General features: G+C 38.3%; 17 protein-coding genes. 4 read left to right on the top strand and 13 right to left on the bottom strand.

From position 1 onward, the window contains the following. Nucleotides 1-304: 304 nt before the first annotated feature. The 10 genes from FC093_RS20150 to FC093_RS20105 all read right to left on the bottom strand — a co-directional run bounded on the left by FC093_RS20150 (nt 305) and on the right by FC093_RS20105 (nt 13501). Nucleotides 305-1204: a DUF6731 family protein gene (locus tag FC093_RS20150; RefSeq protein ID WP_137263620.1), complete on the bottom strand. Its 900-nt coding sequence runs from the start codon at nt 1202-1204 to the stop codon at nt 305-307. Nucleotides 1205-1376: 172 nt separating this feature from the next. After that, a complete protein-coding gene (locus FC093_RS20145; RefSeq protein ID WP_137263619.1) occupies nt 1377-2345 on the bottom strand; it encodes a HEPN domain-containing protein in 969 nt (322 codons plus the stop codon). A 32-nt stretch (nt 2346-2377) separates the two neighbouring features. Beyond that, complete coding sequence (locus tag FC093_RS20140; protein ID WP_137263618.1) at nt 2378-3565, bottom strand: GIY-YIG nuclease family protein; 1188 nt, start codon at nt 3563-3565, stop codon at nt 2378-2380. Next, nucleotides 3555-5486, bottom strand: a complete 1932-nt coding sequence (locus FC093_RS20135; protein ID WP_137263617.1) for a DEAD/DEAH box helicase — start codon at nt 5484-5486, stop codon at nt 3555-3557. The genes FC093_RS20140 and FC093_RS20135 overlap by 11 nt, the downstream gene beginning before the upstream one ends. Further along, nucleotides 5479-8268 carry a class I SAM-dependent DNA methyltransferase gene (locus tag FC093_RS20130; RefSeq protein ID WP_137263616.1) on the bottom strand — a complete coding sequence of 930 codons (2790 nt, stop codon included), beginning with the start codon at nt 8266-8268 and terminating at the stop codon, nt 5479-5481. Before FC093_RS20130 ends, FC093_RS20135 begins: the two co-directional genes overlap by 8 nt. 125 nt (nt 8269-8393) lie before the next feature. Then, entirely contained in the window at nt 8394-8867 is a 474-nt protein-coding gene (locus FC093_RS20125; protein ID WP_137263615.1) for a hypothetical protein, read from the bottom strand. 126 nt (nt 8868-8993) lie between these two features. Next, nucleotides 8994-9272 carry a helix-turn-helix domain-containing protein gene (locus FC093_RS20120; RefSeq protein ID WP_137263614.1) on the bottom strand — a complete coding sequence of 93 codons (279 nt, stop codon included), beginning with the start codon at nt 9270-9272 and terminating at the stop codon, nt 8994-8996. Nucleotides 9273-9467: 195 nt separating this feature from the next. Beyond that, the gene (locus FC093_RS20115) at nt 9468-10991 is read right to left on the bottom strand and encodes a hypothetical protein (RefSeq protein ID WP_137263613.1); all 1524 of its coding nucleotides are present in this window, start codon (nt 10989-10991) and stop codon (nt 9468-9470) included. Nucleotides 10992-11042: 51 nt separating this feature from the next. Next, nucleotides 11043-12257 (bottom strand): site-specific integrase, encoded by a 1215-nt coding sequence (locus FC093_RS20110; protein ID WP_137263612.1) that lies wholly within the window; start codon nt 12255-12257, stop codon nt 11043-11045. Nucleotides 12258-13177: 920 nt separating this feature from the next. Continuing rightward, nucleotides 13178-13501, bottom strand: coding sequence for a hypothetical protein (locus tag FC093_RS20105; protein ID WP_137263611.1), 324 nt, complete (start codon nt 13499-13501; stop codon nt 13178-13180). A 70-nt stretch (nt 13502-13571) separates the two neighbouring features. Here FC093_RS20105 and FC093_RS20100 point away from each other — a divergent pair, with 70 nt between their 5' ends. The 3 genes from FC093_RS20100 to FC093_RS20090 all read left to right on the top strand — a co-directional run bounded on the left by FC093_RS20100 (nt 13572) and on the right by FC093_RS20090 (nt 16494). Next, the gene (locus tag FC093_RS20100) at nt 13572-13760 is read left to right on the top strand and encodes a hypothetical protein (protein ID WP_137263610.1); all 189 of its coding nucleotides are present in this window, start codon (nt 13572-13574) and stop codon (nt 13758-13760) included. After that, entirely contained in the window at nt 13760-14386 is a 627-nt protein-coding gene (locus tag FC093_RS20095; RefSeq protein WP_240743384.1) for an IS3 family transposase, read from the top strand. The genes FC093_RS20100 and FC093_RS20095 overlap by 1 nt, the downstream gene beginning before the upstream one ends. A 476-nt stretch (nt 14387-14862) precedes the next feature. Then, nucleotides 14863-16494, top strand: coding sequence for an alpha-L-fucosidase (locus tag FC093_RS20090; RefSeq protein ID WP_137263608.1), 1632 nt, complete (start codon nt 14863-14865; stop codon nt 16492-16494). Between the two features lie 224 nt (nt 16495-16718). Here the strand turns inward: FC093_RS20090 and FC093_RS20085 are convergent, their stop codons facing one another. Beyond that, nucleotides 16719-17816 carry an SIR2 family protein gene (locus FC093_RS20085; RefSeq protein WP_137263607.1) on the bottom strand — a complete coding sequence of 366 codons (1098 nt, stop codon included), beginning with the start codon at nt 17814-17816 and terminating at the stop codon, nt 16719-16721. A 1174-nt stretch (nt 17817-18990) separates the two neighbouring features. Beyond that, complete coding sequence (locus FC093_RS20080) at nt 18991-20691, bottom strand: T9SS type A sorting domain-containing protein (protein ID WP_137263606.1); 1701 nt, start codon at nt 20689-20691, stop codon at nt 18991-18993. A 317-nt stretch (nt 20692-21008) separates the two neighbouring features. Between FC093_RS20080 and FC093_RS23850 the strand changes: the two genes are divergently transcribed. Then, nucleotides 21009-21146 (top strand): hypothetical protein, encoded by a 138-nt coding sequence (locus tag FC093_RS23850; protein WP_170971165.1) that lies wholly within the window; start codon nt 21009-21011, stop codon nt 21144-21146. A gap of 257 nt (nt 21147-21403) precedes the next feature. On the opposite strand, the gene FC093_RS20070 is transcribed toward FC093_RS23850, so the two are convergent. Continuing rightward, the gene (locus FC093_RS20070) at nt 21404-22816 is read right to left on the bottom strand and encodes an efflux transporter outer membrane subunit (RefSeq protein WP_137263604.1); all 1413 of its coding nucleotides are present in this window, start codon (nt 22814-22816) and stop codon (nt 21404-21406) included. Between the last annotated feature and the right edge of the window lie 7 nt (nt 22817-22823).

Raw genomic sequence — 22823 nt, 5'->3', positions numbered from 1 at the left:
ATTATAAAAAATGAAGTCAGGATTAGGAAAATATTTGCCTTGATAGCCAAATTTAAAAAAGAGCTAAGTCTGTCGAAGTTACCTGTAGATTTTACAAATTGCATCCTTCTCGTATTGATGGTATTGATAATTGTGAGGATAGTTAAAAGGAATCCTAAAAGGGTACCTGAGATAGTAAGTGAGTTTTGTGCAACCTGTGGTATTAAAGTTTTAAGTTCTGCCATATAATCTTCAAACTTGTAAATAAGGAGGGTTATTATGACAGCAATGGCAAAGGGGTAATATTTTTCAAACCAGTATCGCATTATGGTGCTTTATACTTGTAGGCTTTTAATAAATTGGGACGTATTTTATTATAACTTTCTTTTAAAAGAGAATATTTCTCTTGCAATGCAAAACTTTCGCTAAACCGTTTTCTTTCAACCTCAATCTGGAACCGTACTCTACTGCCAATAAAGTTGATTGGATATGATGCAGCATCCTCATCTTCTTTCCCGGTTAACTCAAGTTTTGTCACTTCTTCTGTGTCCCTAAATATAAGCAATTCCCGGATAAATTGCTTAATTTTATTTACATTTAAACTGTCTGATTTTAACCTACTTGCAGTAAGTACATATTCTAAAGTATCGGTATTTGTGCCGTCAGCTGAATCTATAATCTGACCGAAAGATTGCCTTTTACCTCCATCGCTAAATATTTCACCATTTGCAACTTTTGCTATTTTTACTTTAAACTTTTTGACAACGCTCATTCGTTGCAGTTTCTGCATTTCAATTGGATCTATTACTATTTCAGTCTCTAATTTATTCAGGTCGTAATTATGCTGAAAGAAGTTGCAAAAGAGTTGAAGGCTTACACCATTCTTTTTGGATTCAAGTGCAAGCATTTGCAATTCTTTATCAAATAAAAAGGAAGTATTATAATCAAGACCTTGTTCGTCATTTAGCGGCAATTGTCCAGTTTCGCCAGTTTGAGTATTCCTGTAGTTTGGTAGATCATTCATTTGGGTATGAGCCAATGTACCGACGATGAATTTACCATGTTGCTTAACGGCATCAGATAAAGAAATTGGTCCTGTATTTTTATGTATTGGGCGATAAGATGAGAGTACGTTTAATAGTACAGTTTCAAAGCCAATTATATCATCTACACTGTTATAAGCACTAAGTTTAAAAACATCGAAATTTATCTTCTTATAAGCCATACAGACAAGGGTTTAACAAAAACTTGAAATTAAAGGAGGTATAGAATTAATAATACTGATAAAATTATAATTAAGAATAACCACTATTAGGTTTTAAAAATGAGATCAATTTTTTACCTAAAGTTGGGTATTATCGAAGCGAAATTTCATTATCTCAGGACTCTTCCAGTTTTTATCTAAGGATTAGATCTAAGAAATATGTTTCCAAGTCCTCTCTTGATTTATCAAAAATATTATCAACCTCGTTGGTTGTTAAAGCATAAATCATAATACGTCTACAAATTTCGTCTGCTTGTTTAACTGATTCGCTAAGTTCTTCAACTTTATTTGATTTATATGTAGCCCCATGTACTACTTTTGAACGTATATCGTAAATTTTTTTTACATTTTTGTAAATGGTTTTACGTGGTTCTAATTCTTTTTCTAAAAATTTAGAAACGCGTTCTGATAACTTATGGGAGAGTTCCGTATTATCACCATTAGCAAACAAGGTTTCCAAAGCAGAGCAGTAGCCTACTGCTTTAATACCAAGGTCATAAGAAATAGTTGCACTTTGAATAAAGTAATTAGCAATGCCAATCCTATCTAAGGAGGATGCACTTGCTAACTTCGGTCTATTATTATGTTGTATATGGATGCATTCTTTTAAATATTTGGATGCGGTATTTAATTCTTTAATTGTAAACTGATTAGAAGCTCTATTTCCGCTTACATCAAAGTTCGTAGTGGTCATATTGTTTGCTGAAACTTCTTGCATACCTGCAGAATTAGTAAATTGCAAAAATCCTATATCAAAGTCAGCAGCATTATCTTTGGTCATCCATAAGCAAAAAAAGAAAGCTTTAAGTAGATAAAGGTGTAAGTCCAAGTGGTCAATAGAACTTACCTTATCTGATTCAAATTCATTTTCTGCAAATGCAACAATTGGATATCCCTCCGTTAAGTGACTGTACTCTATAGCCCCGATAAGAACAGCAAGTTCTCTATTTAGTAGTGAAGATAACTTCGACTTATTATTGGTAATTTTGATAGATGGGAAATTATTACTCTTTTCATTTGGCACGAGTATAAATCCATCTCCTAAGTCCTCATTAACTTCAATATTGTGGAGACCGCAAAGAAATGTGCATTTTGTTCCCAAGTTTGTCTATAGTTTAAAGATTAAATAATTTTCTAACGGCTTACAATAACATCTTTTAAGTTATCATAGCGGTAGTTGATTATCTCTCCGCTTGTAATAAGCTTTATGGCTTCTTCAATAATAGGTAATGGAACTACAAACCATTCCCTGGGAATGTATCTTTTGCCTGTACTATCAAACACATCAACATTAAGGCATACAGCACCAAAGAAGTTATGAATAAGCTGTTCAAACTTTTGCGGGTTTAAGTTGTAGCATTTGTAAAATGTTATAAGGTGAACATCAGCAAATAGATAAGTAGGTTCCTGGTGTGCATTCTTAATTCTTTCCTCTACAGGCATTTTTGAATAACCTATTTTGTATAAATTAGGAATAGACTTAAGTTCTGGCTTATCACTTTGGGATTTTAAAATATAGATATATCCAGATTCTATATCATCCTCATTTACTGTGCTGAATTTTTGAGCAAAATCCTCATTTACCTTGTCTTGGTTTTCTGAAACAGCTTTTCCATTTGCTAATAATGCTTTGTATAAGGAACGGTAAAGCATGTTTGATTCAGTGCCATTCTCAAATATTATTCTTGTTCTTCCGTCCTTTTTGCTCTCTCCCTTATATTTTTGTTCGTGTTCATCAAACTTTACTGATTCAAGAAAAAGTAATATTCCATTGTGAACATAAAAGTCGCCAGCTCTTAAGTTGTCCTGTTTAAATGAAATTAATTTACGCTTGCCAGTAGACAGGTCCTTTTGTACTTCCTTAAATGCCGCTTCATACTTATTAAAATCCTTGCATGGCTTTCGCTTTGCAACGAAATCTGTAGTTGTTCTGTCATCAGGGCTTTTGATGTGCTTTAATTCATATAATTCTTCTGCCGGATCGTCAAGGATGCCAAACGTATCATCGTTTAAAATATCATTCAATGATGCGATTTGTTTTTGTTCGTAGTCTAACAAACCAAACCTATCATATTCTTTGAGTAACTGCTTCTTTTCGCGGTTTTCTCTTATTCCTTTAAGCCGTGAGTATAGCTGGTGCTCCTGTATACTGCCGCCCTGCTCCGGTTCCCTATTATACTTTTCATAGAAATCAACTATCTCTTGAAAAGAGGCAATTAGGCGCTCATTTGCATTCCTTGCAGGTGAAGCCGAATGCTTAGTATTTAGCAAGCCAAACGGGTCATCTTCAAATATGTCTTTTAATTTCTTTTTAGACTGCATTGGTTTGTTTGCGTTTTTGTTCTTTGATATATACCAGCACCTCAGCCATTCGCCTCTCTAATGGGTCAGTAGAATTTAGATTCGGTTCTTTTTTGAAAGTGGCATAAAAGTCTTTTATTTTAGGCCAGAGCATAATAGCTTCTTCTTCTGTTACAACGATTCTTGTTGCTTCAATGCACTCCTGAATTACTTTAAGAACTTTTGTAGTTACCGACTTAGACAATATTTCAAACGCCTTTTGAAAGGGGTTTATCCGGTCTATTAGATCAATATGTAAATCATCAATATTTACAAATTGGTCTGCCATGCGAATAAACCGCTTATCACCAACTTCTTTTATTTCGCCATTCTTAACCACAGAATCAACAACCACATACTGGCGTATTTCTTCTATTTCATCCTCTGTAAGTTCAGGATATTTAACCTGGATGATTTTAGGTATTAAGACCTTGTTGATTACTTCAGGGTCAAGATTGCCCGGCATTGCTTTTAACATTATATCATCCTGTAGGATAGTAGCTTTTAAATCATTCAGGTCTGATTCAATAATATCTTTTACCCGCTTTGAGCTTGGAGTTTTAAATCCCTTTATTTTAATTTCCCCAGCATCGGCTTTATCTTCATCAGAAAGTTTAGCTTTAAATTTGAAGTTAGGGGCAAGCACTTGTTCCATTAACAAGGATGCAGTGATTGCTTTAAGCATATTATTGACAGCTAATTTAACTTCATTATCCGCTGCATCTGGTTGAGCAATGAGGTTTGTAAATTGTGCATGGCTCTTATTGCTACTGTCTCGTGTAGCTCTACCAATAATTTGTATTATTTCGGTAAGTGAACCGCGATAACCAACAGTTAAGGCATGTTCACAATATGGCCAGTCAAAACCTTCTTTTGCCATACCTAAAGCAATAATTAAATCTAAGTCATCTACATTCTGTATGGTCCTTAGAAAAGAAACTATTTTATCCCTGTCTTTAGGATTGTCGTTTACTAAATCTGCAACTTTTATCTCTTTGCCGTCTGAATGCCTATTTAAGAAAATGATTCCTGTTTCCGTGTCAACTTTAGTTACTTCGCCAATGCTGTCCAGTATGGTATCAACTTCGTTGTGTTTATCTTTTGTAGATTCACCTGAATTAACATTGGGAATATGCAGAATAGTCTTTTTATCTGTGTCTAAAATCTCATTAATAGCATAGGTGTATTTGCCTTGATAAAAGTGATAGCCTATACCTAAAGATTTTAAGTAAGTGTAGCCATTTAATTGCTCATAATAGTTATAAGTAACTTTAGTAAACTTTGCTTCATCCTCCGGTAATAACACTGGCACGCTATCACCACGAAAATAGGAGCCTGTCATTGCAATGATATGTGCATTGGTTTTTTGCATAATAGACCGTATTAACTCACCCAATCTGTTATCGCCATCTGCTGAAACATGGTGAAACTCGTCTATTGCGATAAGCGTATCATTAAACTTGGATTCGTCTACTTCCTCGTAAGCAAAACGAAGCGTTGCATGTGTGCAAATCAATATCTGCTCATTATTATCTAAAAAGCTTTTGAATGCCTGCACTTTACTTCTTGAGGTATCGCCACCAGGTGTGCAGAGGTTGTAGGCAGGATTTGGCAACCAATCAGCATAAAAGCCTGTACTTCTCAAATTTGTTGGAGCAAATGAACCTCCTATTGATTTTTCCGGTACTGCGACGATTACTTTTTTTATGCCTTGGTTTATTAGTTTATCTAAAGCAATGAACATTAATGCTCTTGATTTACCTGAAGCGGGTGGCGCTTTTAAGAGTATATATTGAGCATCTCTTACCTGATATGCTTTTTGCTGCATTTCCCGCATACCAAGGCTATTTGTTTTAGAACTTTGTCCTGTTTGGGCGTAGGTTACATGTACTATGTCAGGCATATTTATTTCTTATCTTTTTCTTAGTGTTTTGTTGTTCAAAAATTATCTCACCATTCTTCTGTTTTTCTTCTTCAATCATTTGAGCATATAATCTAAATAAATATTCTAATCTCTCCTCATCGCTTGTAAATGGCTTACTCCTGTAGCATCTGTCTATTGCAAAATCAAGTTCTTGGTGAGCATCCCTTAAGCTAATGGGCATATTTTTAGGATCATATAACTCCGCGAGCGTCTTTTCTGATAAGTTTTCTCTTTCCGAGATAATCGTAAAAACATGTCTTTCAAGTTCTTGCTTTTGGTTGTGTGTAATTGGTAGAAATGGAAAAGTGTTATAGGTTAGATTGACAGAATACCTGAAGTCTGAACGCATTTTTGCACTTGTTACTTCCATCCAAACCTTATGCATTCTGGACGATAAAATAGCAAAAATGTATGGGTCTGCATCATATATCAGGAAAACTGCATTACTATAAATTGTGTTTGCCTTGACAAAATCGGTTGGAACGTATTCCCTTTTACCAGAGGTCGTTTTTGGAAAAATGATTCCATCGGAATCCCTATGTGTTTGGTAAAAAAAGCGGTGTGGTACATCTGCAGCCTTGCGTGCGTCTCTACCAGCTTTAAGCCTGAATTCTTTACATTTCTCAATCCTAACTTTGATATATGGAATTTTCAATGCTTCTTCTAATTGATCATCATCAATCCATAAACAATAACGAATGTCATCATATAAAAAATCATTACCGCTCATAAAACGTTTAATGTAAACTTCTGCTTCAGGGTTTGAATTTATTAATGATAATCTTTCATTTACTGTAAGCAGTAAGTTTCCTCCATCGAATCCACTACTTCCTAAAATCATTTTGGGAAAACCTGAAAGGGAATTTACTCTTTGATGTACTATTATCGAATTAGCTTCAATCAAGTAGGGGCTAATATTTTTTACCTGTTTACTGATGGCTCCATAATAAATAATTTTACCACAATCCTTCTTAATATTCTGTACTCCCACAATCACACAGGTAACGCCAGCATTTGATTTAGCATTATTTTCCCAATCAAATGGTTGATGACAAAAGAATATTTCTTCTTTTTTCAGCAAAATGTATGGCCAGATCAAAGGCACCTGCTCTCCTTGACAAATGGAGTTAGTAGATACAAAAGCGTATTTTGCCTCACTACCAAATATGTAATCTGAAGCGATCTTAAACCAACACGATATATAATCAAGGCGTTTAACATTACCTAATTCTGCAAAAACTAAATCCATATCGCCCTTTTGTTGTTTATCTAATTCTTTTGCCCCTAAATATGGAGGATTTCCTAAAATATATATGTAATTATCGGCTTCTTTTGAACATACAACTTCCCAATTGAGTCTCGTTGCATTGCCATGTATTATGTTTCCACTTGCTTGTAAAGGAAGTGTGGGATTACATGTGTTAAATGCTTCTTTAAACTTAACATTCATTTGGTGCTGAGCAAGCCAAAGAGATAGTATTGCTATTTCATGTGCGAAATCATCTAATTCTATTCCATAGAATTGTGACAATTCAATTCTTGAAAACAATGTTGGTTGGTATGCAGCAGCTAAGGTTAATTGTGCTTTGGGTATTAATTCTAATTGTTTAGGTTCAAAGCCGGTTGCCGCCTTTTGTAAAGATTGAAGTTGTTGTAAAATTTCTATTTCTAAAAGTCTTAATTCTTTGTATGCAATAATCAAGAAATTTCCGCTACCGCAAGCCGGGTCAAAAATTTTAATTTTGCTTAATCGTTCTAATAACTTTAATAAACGCCTCGGCTCAAACTTAGCCGCTTCAAACTCCTCTTTTAATTCATTCAGAAAAAGAGGTTCAATAACCTTCATAATATTTGGTACGCTTGTATAGTGCATACCAAAGCCACCGCGGTGCTCTGGTGAAACTACAGCTTGAATCATCGAACCAAATATATCAGGATGTATATCCCGCCATTGCAAACTGCCACATTCTATAAGCAATTGCCTGCTCTTCATACTAAATTTAGGAGATGGATGATTGTTTCGGAAAAGTCCACCATTTACAAAAGGAAAAGCATCCAAATAAGCCGGAGGATTATTTCTTTGACTTGTATTTGTGTTCATAATCTCAAACAAAGTATTGAGATAAGTATGTAAATCGCTTCCATCCTGGCTTGTGTGACTGCTTATTGAATTTGTAAATAAATTCTTTTCAAAAATTCCCGTGTCTTCAGCAAAAAAGCAAAACAAGAGCCGCGAAAGAAATACGTTTAGGCTATGAATATCATCTGGTGAAGTAGCAGGATTTTCCTTTCTTATTTCATCATACAGCTTCGCCATTTTAGCGGCAGCCTTTACATCGGCGGGATTTTCTGTTGGCAATTGCCTTTTTTCAATACCAGCCCAAGGGAGGAAAAAGTCAGGGTGCTTTGCTATTTCCAAAATTGGAATGTCTAAGGTGTCCTTTGTTTTTCTATCAACTGCAAGCAACGTTTCAAAATCTGTGACAACTATAAAGCGCGGATCATGTTTAATTATCCGCTCATTTGTTACTGCATTATCAATTACGTCGTGCAAATCTTCGTGGGTAACTTCTTTGAAGAAAAGTTTCTTCTTCCAATCAATTTCTCCTGGAATTTTAGAAAGATTCAATCCGCCTTTTTGCAAACGAGTAATAGAAGCTTTCGGATGATTATAAGCCAATAGCAATTCGTAGATAAAAGTTTGTTTGTTGAAATTTTCTACAAGCTGGTTAAGGTTATTTTCTATTTGGGCTAAAATCATTCTGGCAAAAGTTTCGGTAAGTGAGCATTGCAATTTAAATAACTGTTTATATATGATTAAAACTAATTTTCGAGTTGATTGATACTGGTGCAAGCACCTATTTATCAATTATTTACATGAAGGCTCTACAGAATATCATAATCAGCATCATACCGCTGCAGGTATTTAGCTAAGTAAAAGTGAGCACCTTTTGAGGTGACGTAGTCTTGTATGACCGTGTTGTTGTACTCTTTCTTGCCTCTGCCTTTGCTTACTACCTGCCAGGCGTTTTTTACGTCTGTCTTGGTTATTACCGTCCTGTCTTTTACTTCTATTAAAGCGTGCAGATGGCAGCCGTATTTGGCATCAAATGGCTCTGCCACCCAAAAGATAGTTGGTGCAGTGCTGCTGGTCTGCGAAAGCAAACTGTGCAGGCGTTGCATGGCGCGGCGTGCTGCCGGCAGCGTTAGTTTGTGTCTTGTGGTAAAGGTGCAATAATAGCACCATGCTTTGCTGTTCAGCCAATCTCCGTAAGCACTGATTAAAGTCTTACTACGCTGAACGCTGGCTTCGCTTTGGGCAAAACCTAAAGTACAAGTATGCTGTTTAATACTCGGCATGATAAGGAATAAAAAAGTGTAGGAAATTGTAGCATTTTGTAGTAAAATGTAATTGCTTAACTGCTACAGAAACAACCGAAAAACGACGAGAAACGTCGGGAAAACGTCCGAAAAAGGGAAAGGCATTTATTTTTTAAATGCCTTTACATAATGCTTGTTTAACAAAGCTTCCACATCGGACAACTTGTAGTAAATTTTGCTGCCGATTTGGGAAAAAGAAATAATGCCGTTGTCGCGGTAGCTTTGTGCAGTTCTTTTAGAAATTTTAAGCAACTGCATGAACTCCTGATTATCCAGCCATTGAACTTCGGGCTGCTTTTCCTTTTGCGTCAGGCGGGTGTCTATTGCATCCAGTTTGCCCACCAATTGTTGAAATGCTTCTGATTGAATTGTTATTACTTCCATTGTACTACTATTTAGTGCTTCTGGAAGCGAATTTGTGCAATAGAATGGCGGTGATAGAAGCCTTGATAAGAGTGTGGAGTAATGGGTAGAGTGTAGAGTATCAACCCAGCATTTGAAAATCAATAAATTAAGTAATAGCCGTGTAAAAAAGTTATGCTAAGGAAATTAGCCGGTATAGAGTGCAAAAGGGTGCAATCATAGTACATTAACCGCTTTTTCAATAATAGCTGCTGTTGTTTGTGGCTTTTTCAGACCTTTGATTTGGCTCTTAGTAAAGGCATTTCCAGCTTGATCTACAAAACACTTAATAGTAACATCCCAATGTTTTTGTTTTAAATCTTCTACCTTTTTTTGCTTACACAATAAAGTAATAAAATAGTATAGATCACTTGCATTACCTGTCCAAATAATGGGTGTTTGTATCGGGGTGCCTGAAAAGATTTTCTTGAATGATGTAAGCTGTGTATTTGCACAAATGAGCTTGTGCTTTTTAAGCGCGTTGCATATATCAGTAAGGTTGCCGGGTTGCGTGTTGTAGTGAATATAAGTGAAGGAATGCGGACATTGTGCGGCTGAATTTTCTGATACCTGTGGTGATGTATTCTTTGTGTCTTTGTCAGTATTTGCTATCTCTGAATCTTCAATTAAATCAAGTATAGAATGTTTTTTATGTTCGTCTGTAAGATCTAAATGCTGGTAGTATTCTGGTAGTTTTTCTTCCAACTGATTCAGATAAGAAATATATTGTTTAAAGTGTTGTTGGGTAGTGTCAATGGCTTGGTTGTAATAACCATTTTTGTATTTATGATTCAAGTCACGAATGATAAACCAATACTTGGAAAACAGCTTCCGGTTGGCTGTTGTATAGTTCTCAAACTTTATGAACTCCTTCAAAAAGTAGTCAAAGGCATAGGTGAGATTATAAAACTGTAGTTTTTTAACGCTGCCATGTAAAAACATTTCTATTTGAAATAAGCCTTTATTGATGTAGGTGATTGCAGCAGGCAGCGATTGCAAAGGCGTATCGTGAAATAGTTCTTTGAGTTGATCTAAAAGTGCATCTCCTACTTTGTGGTTGTAAAGTTCTAAATGTAAATCTTCATAAGGCTGCACTTTGGGCAAGTAAGGATAAAAAAGGTATTGAATATGCCCGATTAATCTAACAAGGTATTCTTTCAATACATTGATAGCATAGGTGTCTGCGCTATTTTCCGGCAACTGATTCTTACTTTTAAGTTTAACATGGTAAATGTGCGCTTCTGTAGCCAGATGCTTTAATTGCTGAATTTTCTTGGTTGCAAAAAATCTGAGATCATCGGGTGAATTGCAGGTATTGAAATAATGGGTAATTCCCCTTTCAAGTTTGCTATTTTCCTTTTTAATCAGTTCTAAATAAAACGATGATTTTTCATCTGCAGGTGGTGGAATATCTAAATCAATCAGGTCATCTAATTCATCTTCATTTTCTACTGTGACGTTTATTTTATTGCCATCTATTTCAATCGTAGCCTTTGCTGTATCATAGGGATTTAAACCTAACTCTTCCAGATTGATACTTTCTAATAAGTCTAAAGCATCGTCTTTGGAGCATACACGATAAATCGCCAGGTATTTATTGTACAGCCTTTCAATTGTAGTTGGGTCGGAAAGACGTTTGGTATGTGGTCGTAGTTCGCCGTTAATGATGCTATTGTATAAGCTAAAGTCAATATTATCCATTCTGAACTGACAGTTTTCTAAGCGTAGATATTAGTTTTAAAGGTAATAAAATTAATCATTGAAAATGTCCATTGCTTTATCCAATTCAGAACTGACAATTTTTGCGTAAATCTGCGTAACTCTTATAGCACTGTGCCCCATCAATTTTGAAACTTTGTCTATTGACATTCCCTTATACAATGCTCTGGTTGCAAACGTATGCCTGCTGATGTGAAAACTTAATGGCTTATTTACCTTGCAAAACTCAGCTAATATTTTAAGGTTTTTATTAATATAAGCAGTGGCGGATGAAATAGCCTGATCTAATTCTCTTGGGTTGTTATCATCTAAATCATCGGGCAACATTGGAAAAATGTGTGCTTCTTTATTTTCCTTTTTAGGCTTATACTTGTTTAGTATGGCAATGGCTCTATCCGGCAATTTGATTGAAAGCTGCTCTTTGGTTTTCTTCATACAGAAATGTATATGGGAGCCATCATAATTTTGCCATTTAAGTTGCAAAATATCTGAAACACGCAAGCCGCCAGCATAAGAAGAGAATACAAACATATCTCTGTGCAAATCTAATTTTGCTGGCATGAAGGGGCGAACAATTAAGTTCTCTATTGTTTTTAGTTCATCCTCGGTAAGGTATTCCCGGCTGGTTTTTTCCTGCTTTAACTTATACCGTAAAAAAGGATTAACCTGGTGCTCTATTAGATCACGTTTGTATGCTTCATTGAATACTCGGCGTATAAACTTTAAATCCTTGTGGATAGTGTTGGTTTTATTGCCAAGTTCGCTACGGAGGTAGTTTTCATACTTATAGAGAAAATCAACTGTAATTTCCTGAAAAGTGATATTGCGCCCTTTTGTATAAACTTCAAACTTTTTTAAAATGGACTGGCATTTATCATGCGTGCCAATCTTGTTTTCACTGGCGTAATACTGTAAGACTTCATTGGCAAGGTCAAAGAAATCAACCGGCTTTTTTCCAAAGGTCTTTTCTTTTAGCATCCTGCTTGTTAGCGATTTGCTTACAGTCTCATGCTCAAAAACATTGTCTTGCAGTTCGGCAAACTTGTTTGACAAAAAAGAATTTAGGCGCTGGCTGTTGGTGTGCTTGGATTTGATTTTGTGCTTTTCCTCATCCCAATGCTCTACAGGCAACATTATGCCAGAGGCTATGTAACTAATTTTTCTATCTTTGATAATACGGAAGTGAATGGGTGCTTCCCCTTTTTTGTTTATTTTATCTTTACGATAAACGATTGATAAACTGGACATTGTATTTGGTTTATGGTAGTATAAAGATAAGCAAAATAGTGCAAACTGGGGTAAACAATGGGGTAAACATTTTCAACTTTTTTGTGCTTTTATATGCTTTGGCGTGCAGCGGCTATTTGCTGAAAGCATTGTAAAATAAGCATTTGAGAGCAAACGGGTGAAATAGGGTGTTGAATAGTAGTCTCTGCGGGGTCACTTGAAGGTCAAGCAGTTAAGTTTTTACTTAACTGCTTGTTTTATTTATGTGATCACAAATGTGACCTTAAACAGAGACTTATTCAGGCTTTGTTGTTCTTGCGAAGTTTAACATTCTTTCCTTAACACAACTATTTCAAAATGCTTTTATAAGGTGTTGCCATTTTTCATTTACGTAAAGCACTCTGTCTATCAAATAACTTTCACCTAAATTACTTGGTTCTTCAGCAATTAAGTAGCAAAAAATAACGAAACAAGTTATTATGCATATCCTCAAGACAAAACGGTTTTGATTATATAGGAAATCAGAAGTACACTTCAAATCTTTCAACAACCTTTTATAAAATCTTGTAAAATACCAATTACTAAGTTTAAAAGTATGATTTACGTTTGTATGTATGTTTAACAGAGAACTTTAAGCAATCAGCACAATGAAAACAATTAACTGTTTAGCTATCATTGACATACTATTTTGTAACAACTCAAGTGCATGTCAAACACTATTGGAAAGCGAGACTAAAGCATTTTCTCAACTATTATCAGCCTATATGTTTATTCGACTGGTTTTTATTAGATCCTACTTTTTTAGGTGAAAAGTTTATTACGGTGGACTTTTATGTGCGCCTTCTTAATTACATCTACCAGAAAGCTCACTTCTTTGTGAGTGTTAAAACAACAACTCTATACTATATGTATACATCCCTTGCAACAGTTGTAAAATACATTCACCAACTACTACCTCCACCTTCCCCAAATCCGCCACCCGAAGAACCGCCACTGCCAAAACTGCCGCCGCTTTTACTTGGAGCACTGTAAAAGGTGGCAGACATTGTATTCATGGAATGATCAAGGCTACGCATAAAATAATGGGTATTGAAAGTAGCATAATTGCCTCTGTACCAGAGGGCGGAGGAATACGAAGTGCATCCCACGCAAATCAACACCTGGAAAAAGGAGTTTTTACAACATTCATCTGTTGTCTTTGAAAAGAGGGTACTGTCAGCAATGCGGATGAAAAAGGCCAGCTGATACAGTCTTTGTATGCCCATATTGGCGAGCAGAAAGTAGCCATTGATTTTTTGAAAAAAAATTGCTGTAAAGCCGCTGGAACAACGTCGTATGATGGTAGAGAAAGCACATCCGGGTTTAAGTGTAGTCAGGCAATGCGAACTGCTGAGCATCAGCCGCAGCGGGTTGTATTACGAGCCGGTGAAAGAAAGTGAAGAAAATCTGGCGATTATGCGCCTGCTGGGCGAGCAGTATCTGCGTACGCCCTTCTATGGTGTGGAAAAATTGCAGGTTTGCTGATGCTCGCCGGTTACCGGCTCAACCGCAAGCGGCTGCGCCGGCTGATAAAGCTGCAGGGCTGGCAAACGCTCTATCCCGTAGCTCGCACCACCCGCACAGACCCGACAGCCTACAAGTATCCTTACCTGCTTAGAGAACTGAGTATAGAGACAAAGAACCAGGCGTGGGCTATTGACATCACCTACATTCCGATAAAAAGTGGTTTTATGTACCTGTGTGCCATCATTGATGTGCACACCCGCTATGTGGTGGGCTGGGGCGTCAGCAACACCATGACTGCCGAGTGGTGCACCGAAATAGTAAAAGATGCCATTGCTGTTCATGGTAAGCCCGGCATCCTCAACAGTAATCAGGGTAGCCAGTTTACCTCTGAGCTATATATGGCTTTACTAAAAGCAAATAAGATACAGATCAGCATGGATGGTAAAGGCAGAGCTATTGACAACATCTTTAGTGAACGGCTGTGGCGCACCGTAAAATACGAGCACATCTATCTGTATGTCTATGCAGATGGGCTGTCGCTGTTCAAAGGATTGCAACAGTATTTTTCATTTTACAATGGTGAAAGGAGGCACCAGTCACTAAAGTATGAAATACCCTTAACTTTGTGCACCAGGGCAGCCTGATGATTGCTCGTAAAAAGAAAAAAAGCTTTGGTGGCTTTTGTTCTTTTTACTATGTGCTCCTCTCTTAGAGGAGCACATACCCTGTCCAAAAAAAGAGGAGTACTTTACTCCAATCCTTGCACACCTGCGAAGAGGTTAGTTTCAATCCTTCTTATTTTGGAAGTTACTTTAGTACACCATTGAAAGATGGTATAAAGTTATAGACTGCCGGAATAATGCAGCGAAGCTTGTAAACCGCCAGTGTTCGAAGCAGGATAATGTGCGCATGATAGCAGTTCAATTCAGCCATTAAAGATGCATTTGCTATTCCCCGTTCGGCATAGTCTCCCTACTATATCGCTTCGTCATCAAATCTCCCGATTTGCATAGCTTACATTTGCATCATTTGTCGCCATAATCCAAGGCTATAGACCAGGTTAGCTATCTTTACCGGCAAGGGCTACCAGGTGAGTCTCTAAAAAACAGATTATTGTAATATGAACAGACGAAAGTTATTGAAAACCGCTGCCGCTTTAGTACCTGCCATCTGGCTTCGGAATGCATACCTGCATGCAGCATCAGGCAATACAAATAGGTTTATGGCTGATGGTCCTTTTAAACCAAACTGGACATCGCTTCAGCAGTACCAGACTCCTGGCTGGTATAAGAATGCCAAGTTTGGTATCTGGGCGCACTGGGGACCGCAATGCCAACCGGAGTATGGCGACTGGTATGCAAGAGGCATGTACCAGGAAGGCAGCGACCAGTATAACTATCATCTCAAAACATATGGACATCCTTCCAGGTTCGGTTTTAAAGACGTGATTCACGAATGGAAAGCAGAAAGCTGGAAACCCGAAGAGCTCCTCCGTTTATACAAAGAAGCAGGTGCCCGGTACTTTGTAGCTTTGGCTAACCATCACGACAACTTTGATAATTATAACAGCACCTACCAGCCCTGGAACGCGGTAAGAATGGGACCGAAAAAAGACCTGATCGGCGGCTGGGCAAAAGCTGCAAGAAATCATGGTCTGCACTTTGGTGTAAGTGTGCATGCGGCACATGCCTGGAGCTGGTACGAAGTAGCGCAACGCAGCGATAAAGAAGGTACGTTAAAAGGTGTTCCCTACGATGGTAAGCTCACCAGGGAACAGGGCGCTGGCAAGTGGTGGGCTGGTTATGATCCCCAGGACCTGTATGCACAAAATCACCCGCTGAGTGAACACAGCTTAGATGATGGAGCAATTCACCGCCAGTGGAACTGGGGCAACGGCGTAACACCCCCTTCAAAGGAGTATTGCGAAAAGTTTTACAACAGAACCGTAGAACTTATAGATAAATATGAACCCGACCTGTTGTACTTCGATGATACTGCATTGCCGTTATGGCCCATAAACGATGCCGGCCTGCGCATAGCTGCACATATGTACAACAGCAGCATCAAAAAGCATGGTTCTTTACAGGCCGTTATCAATGGTAAAATATTAGACGAGCAGCAGCGTAAGTGCATGGTATGGGATATAGAAAGAGGGCAAAGCAATATCATAGAGCCCGAAACCTGGCAAACGGATACCTGCATCGGAAGTTGGCACTACGATAAGCGCGTTTACGAAAACCACCGGTACAAAACAGCAGAAACTGTTATTCATACATTGGTAGATGTAGTAAGCAAAAATGGCAACCTGTTGTTAAGCATCCCGGTTAAAGGTGACGGTACAATAGACAGTGATGAAAAAGAAGTGGTGAAGGGTATTACTGCATGGATGAAAGTAAACAGTAACAGCATTTACGATACACATCCGTATGCCATTTTAGGTGAAGGCCCCGCCATGCAAGAAACAGCCGCTTTAACAGCGCAGGGTTTTAACGAAGGAAAAGGAAAACCATTCACGGCAGAAGACATCCGCTTTGCACAGAAAGAAAGACTTCTATATGCCACCACGTTAGGCGTTCCGCGAAAAGAAGTGCTGATAAAAACCCTGGCGGGAAAAACAGCTACCCGTGTTGCTCTGATGGGTTATAATGATAAGCTCAACTGGAAAAATACAAGTGATGGATTATTGGTTACCGTTCCGGACAAAATGCCTACCGGCATTGGTTCTGTATTTGAAATTGAGGGCATCGTTTAATGATAATGCCTGTTGCCTTGGTTCGTGCCTTCACGAATCTCCAATTTCCCTACTGGCGCAAGCATACCGCTTGTGCCAGCTACACCGAAGCGTCCGCTTCCAATTATCAAACCCACTTACATTTGCTCATCCGAACTATTTGCTGCCTTGATTCGTGATGTCACGAACCTTCAATTGCATTAACCTGGAAGAAATTTTATAGAATAGTTAACCCTCCTTTCATTTTATAATAGCCCATTACTTACAAAAGTTCCAAAGTCACCTTTCTCATACAGTTTGGCATTAGTAAAAACACCATTATAACGTTTGATTGTTTCCTCACGCCTATTTGAGCCGGTCACAATTGTTACAACAGGATCTTTAAGACCTGCATCTTTGCGAATACAACGAGCTTTTAATAGCAATGTTCGGATACCAATATCATCCGGAGGAAGTGAATAACCAATAAATACCCATTCCGGAGATCTTGCTAAAGTCATTAATGCTTCGCGCCATATGGTTAAAAGATGCACATTCCTATATTCCCGTACAAAGCTTGGTGTAACGATTAACTCTGAATATTCACAATTACATAAGCATGTTGCATTTTGCTCCCGCTCTCCCGCAACATGGTGTAAAGGATCAATCACAAGACGCTGACATCGCGGGCAGTAGCGCCAGCTTAATGATCCATGTAATTTTAAAAGCTTAGGGCGTTTTTTACAAGGGTGTATTGTGCTACCTTCCAAAACTACATTCCCTGTTGTTCCATAATCTTCCGGCTTCGAACCAAATTTTGTATCTCTGGCAGCGTCAAGTAAAAGATCCCAGTTTGTTGTTATAATTGAATCGTTGGGCTTGACATGCTCAATGAAATTACAAGAAGTAGAGGCATCTTTCAATTCCATATATAAACCCAGACTATAACACAAAGCCTGAACAATAAGATCCCTTATGTATGCAAGCTCAATAGCTGATTTGCTGACCTCAGATTTGCCTGTATTCAATCCGGGACCAAAGCTGCTTTCCTCACGAATCATCCAATCTAAGGTAGATAGCAGATCAGTTACATCTGGCAATTTACCTAAGTCATCTTGTTGTGAATTGTCTGCCAGCAACTTCCTATCCCAAAATGCTTTACCTGCTTTTAATGTATTTTCCTGAACATTATATAAATATCTTAAGTGCTTCTTGAGTGGTTGTAATCGTGCTTCCTCTTTACAAACAGCCCATGCCACTCCATACTTTAATTCATTAGTAAGTGGAAATCTATCCTGTTTAGATGCGCCGGCACCAATAAAAAATACACGATTGTATATGTCTCTTAATTGTTGTTTATTCATTTAATCTTTACTTGCAATAAAGTATGCAACCAAATTTACACCTTATGTATAAAACAGAAATCACTGGATTCTTAGAAGATGTTACACTCTACGTGTAGTCCAATCCCAACTCAGCGAAGTGTTCCACCATAGGTGTTCGAAACATGAATTCCCTCAACTCAGCGAAGTTTGCAACTTCACTGGCTTTTATTAAAAGTTTATAAGTTTAAATAAGTGAATTTTACAATAAATAAGGGCAGTTATAAACTACTGAAAAGATGCGATGAAGCTGCAAGCCTCGCCAGATGGGGGATGCAATGCTATAAATACAAAAGCCCGCTTTCGTGGGCTTTGTAAAGTTATTAGCGGCATATGGATTGATTTTAATACGTCACTTATTTGGTACGCACGTCTCTATTGAATTTAATCGCTAATTAACATGTGTACTGGCACCTACCTCATGGTTTTTGGTACCTACTCGTGCAGACGCGCTGCAAGAACTGATTGAGACACCAATTACCATAAGCATAGCCACGATTATTGAATACTTTTTCATGCTATTTATGTTTTACTATGTATTAATAAAAACTATGCCGTTGTTACTTTGCGTACCAACTCAGCGAAGATTGCAATCTTACAACTCGGCGAAGTTTGTAGCCATAAGTGTTCGAAACATGAATTTTATGTTTGACAGTAGAATAATATCGTCACTGCGGGTTTACGAAGCAGTCTATGCTTAGCTGTAAATCAAAGCTTGATGGCTCATCTTGATTTTTCTACAACTCACAGATTGCTTCACTCCGTTCGCAATGACAAGCTGAAAACCTTAATATCGCAGGTTTCGAACACTTATGGTTTGTAGCTTCGCCGCATCTTCACCCAGTTTGCATCTTCATACGTAGCCAAGCAATGAGAAAAAAATGATCCCAACTCAGCAAAGTGGAACCCTTCGCTAGCTTTTCATTAGCAGTTTATAACTTCAAACAGAGGCTTTTATGTTTAAAGCAAACAGCAGTTATAAACTGCATTGTAAGATGCGGCGAAGCTGATTTTCAAAATGCCTATATATTCAACAAAAAACCCCGAAGCTCTTTATCGCAGCTTCAGGGTTAATAAAACAAAGCAAGTATTAAATTATGCCTTCAGCATCTCCCCCTCACCTGCAGCATGTAACCTGATTTTAACATGCATTTTCTCATTTTACAAGCATCATTGTTCTGCTGCCAATAAGCTGTTCATTGATATACAATGAATACTGGTAAGTACCGGAAGCCAGTGAGGAAGCATCTAATTGTATGTTTCCGTTGCCACTGCCGGTAAGCCTGATTTGTTTTACCACATCTCCTTTAGCATTGGTAACCTTTATAATGGCTGATGAATAAGTTGCCGGCAGCGTATAATGAATGATCGTTGAATTGGCGAATGGATTAGGCGCGTTTTGCTGAAGCATAGCTCCTGCTAATGTAGCGGCAACCGGCTGTTGTGTATTGCGGGCAGAAGCCTGGTTTCCGGCAGTAATCATTGCTTTTAAATCATCAATTTGCTGTTGCAGGTCATTAATTTTTTCATCTTTTTCATCATTCTTTTTGCTTAACTCCTGCACTGCTTTTATCAACGGCATTACAAACTCTGCGTAGCGCAAGCCTGTAGTTGTTCCATTCTTATCAATACCACTAAAATCATAGTCCGAGGCGTTGGCAGCAGTAGCTACTTCGTTTGCCAGCAACCCTGTAAACCGGATTTCACCAATTTGCTTACTGACTTCGGTGGTCATGCTATTTGCCGTTTTTAGAAAACTGCTTACTTTACTGTTATTAGATGGAATATTACCTGCTACTTTCACCGTTTGCCCAACAAGGTTTAAATTGTAAGTAACCGGGCGCAGTGCATTGATAAACTTCAACCCCGGAACGTTTTCTTCTATATCCTTTTTGATATTGTCTGCTGCATAATTTGTGAAGTTTACTTCGCCGCCAATACTGCTTACAAAGTTGTTGCCGAGCCGCACCTTATTACTGGAATCTACAAAAGCAGCGTAGCCGATAGCGGTGGCGTTGGAAAGATTGCCGGATGTTACATTGGCATTGTACCCGATAGCTGTATTATTACTACCTGTTTGGTTCGTAAACAAAGCAGAATTACCTATAGCCGTATTATTGTTGCCGGTTGAACTAAAAAAGAGAGAAGCGTTGCCTACCGCGGTGTTGCTATTGCCGGTTGTATTGATGTATAATGAATACTCGCCGGTAGCTGTATTGCCGGTTCCATCTGTATTATCGTACAGTGCATTTGAACCAATGGCAGTATTGTCGGATGCTTTGTTGAAATAAAGCGCCAGAGAGCCCATTGCCACATTATTGCTTCCTGTCAGGTTTTGCGTTAGTACCTGGTTACCAACAGCAATATTGTTAGAGCCAAAGGTGGTAGACCGCATGGCATCCTGACCAATAGCCGTATTGAAACTACCAAACGTATTTTGGTTAAGTGCAAATGCACCATTAGCCACATTGCCTAGCCCTGTTTGATTAGCGTACAGTGCAAATGCACCGGTAGCCGTATTGTATTGACCGTTTGTGTTAAAGGAAAGCGCCCCATATCCCATAGCTGTATTATAAACACTCGTGTTGAGCTGCAAAGACCGATACCCCAATGAGGTATTTCCCTTTAAAGAGTCATACTCTATATACCCCGATATTTTATTATTAACTCTGAACACGAGCGGCTGCGCATCTTTAGTACCCAAAAAATTGATTGCGGGATTAGTGCCGCTATTGCCTTTTAGCGACCAATAAGGCAATTTGATACTGATACTTTGCCGCGAAGGTGGAATATTGTTTTGTGCCTGTACTATACAAGGTAAAGCAACAAAAGCCAGGGCGTAACACATGATTTTCATAAATGTTTTTTTAAAGAATGATAAATGAAGGTGGTTGATATATTGAAGTTCACATAAATATATTAGTACGTAGCTGTTAGCAAAATGTAACCATTGTTGCCTGATTATTTCTTAAGCGCAATGGCGAAAGGTGGCAAACACGCTAATTGATAATTAGTATTCCTCTCACCGGCACAAGAGTCTCGCTTATGTCCACTATACCGGAACATTCGCTTCCAATAATCAACCTCCACTTACATGTACGTATCCAAAACTATCTTCATCAGCTAAGCTCTTTTACAAACAGGAATGATCGATACAGATTCTACGATAACACAATGTTTTATTTTGTCTTCTTTGCAGTGGTGTATTGGATAGATATATTTATCAGAAATAAATACCACAACATTGTGGTGGATAGTTTGAAGCTTGCCAGCGCTATAAAGGATTGGATGTATATGCCTGGTGCATTATGACCAGTCATATACACCTGATTATTGGCAGTAAAACCAGCAAACTACGGGACATTATGCACAACTTTAAAGTCTTTCGATTGTGAGATTCCCACCATAAAAATCGTTGTATTCTTTTAGTGTGTTTTTCCACAGTTTGAAAGGTGTATTCATTTCTTTGCTATTAACATTTAGCAGGTTTTTCTCCAATACTGTAAGAAAAAGTTCGTTACCGGGTTCTGATGTGGGTCCATAATTTTCATAAACCCTTAGCATCTGTTTTATTTCCAGCCACCGCCAAGCGAGCGGTATAGCTCTATTCGGGCATCAAGCTGTTCCTTCTTTAATACAGTCAGTTCCAATTCTGCCTGTAACACATTGCCCTGTGCAGTAATTACTTCTAAATAATCCGCCATACCATTTTTGAAAAGAAGATTGGCATTACCTGTAGCTTGTTGCAATGTGTTTACTCTGGTTGCTGCAATAGATTGCTGCTCCTGTAGCTTGCCTGCTTTTGCTAATGCATCTGCAACTTCACCTACTGCTGTCAAAACCGATTGCCTGAATTGTATTACTGCTTTTTCTCGCTCTACTTTTGATAGTTCATAGTGTGTTTTCAACTGTTTTTGCTGAAAAAGCGGTTGCGTAATTCCGGCTGCTGCAGCAGTGAACAGAGATGCCGGAATGGTAAACCAGTTACTCACTTTGAAAGCATTGATGCCACCGGATGCCGTAATGCTCAGGGAGGGATACAAGTTTGCCTTGGCTATACCGGTATTGGCATTGGCAATGGTGAGTTCCAGCTCTCTTGCCCTTACATCAGGTCGGTTGCGTAATAAAGATGATGGAACGCCTGCTGATAACTGATCTGTAAACGAGATATTACTGATGGTGCCAGTTCTCTTAATAGCAGCGGGCATTTCACCAGTTAATACACTTAATGCGTCTTCCTGTATGATTATGTCCTGCTCTATTTGCGGAATCAATTGTGCTGCTACCAAACGCTGTGCGGTTGCTTGTTCTACAGCGAGCGCTGTTACCTGCCCTGCATTGTATTGCAGTTTGATAATATTCAGCGTACTATCGTTAAGTAATAAATTTTTTTTCGCAATAGCTATTTGTGCATCCAGCATCAGCAAATTGTAATAGCCCTGTGCAACAGACGCCACCAAGCCAGTTTGTATTGCCTTCCTGGCTTCTATTGTTTGCAGATAGGCTGCCAATGCTTTGTCTTTTTGGTTCTTTATCTTACCCCATATATCCGCCTCCCAGCTAAGTACAGCACTTGCGGAGTAATCTTCTATATAAGATTTACCAACGAACTTGCTCAAACTTAACCCATTTAAACTGGCATCGGAAGGGCGGTTGATAGAGCCTGCTACCTGCAAACTTGCCTGAGGCAAATAACCTAACCTGCTTTGCTTCACGATTAGTTGCGCTGCTTCTACATTTTTTACCGCTACCTGCATATCATAATTATTGGTAATAGCGCTATTTATCAGGTGCTGAAGATTCTCCTCATTGAAAAACTGTTTCCACCGGATATCTGCAATGGTGGAGGTATCTGCCGTATTTGAATTCCTGTATGCAGCGGGTGCTGCATTGGCAGGTAGGCTCACGTCCTTTGAAACTTTGCATCCAGTGGTAAATAACATGATTAATGCGGTGATGTATATTATGATTACTGATTTCATGGTAAAT

Origin of the sequence: Ilyomonas limi (assembly GCF_005233845.1) — a bacterium.
Classification (GTDB): domain Bacteria; phylum Bacteroidota; class Bacteroidia; order Chitinophagales; family Chitinophagaceae; genus Ilyomonas; species Ilyomonas limi.
The sequence above is the reverse complement of the archived record's forward strand: the minus strand, read 5'-3'. Positions and strand labels throughout refer to the sequence as shown.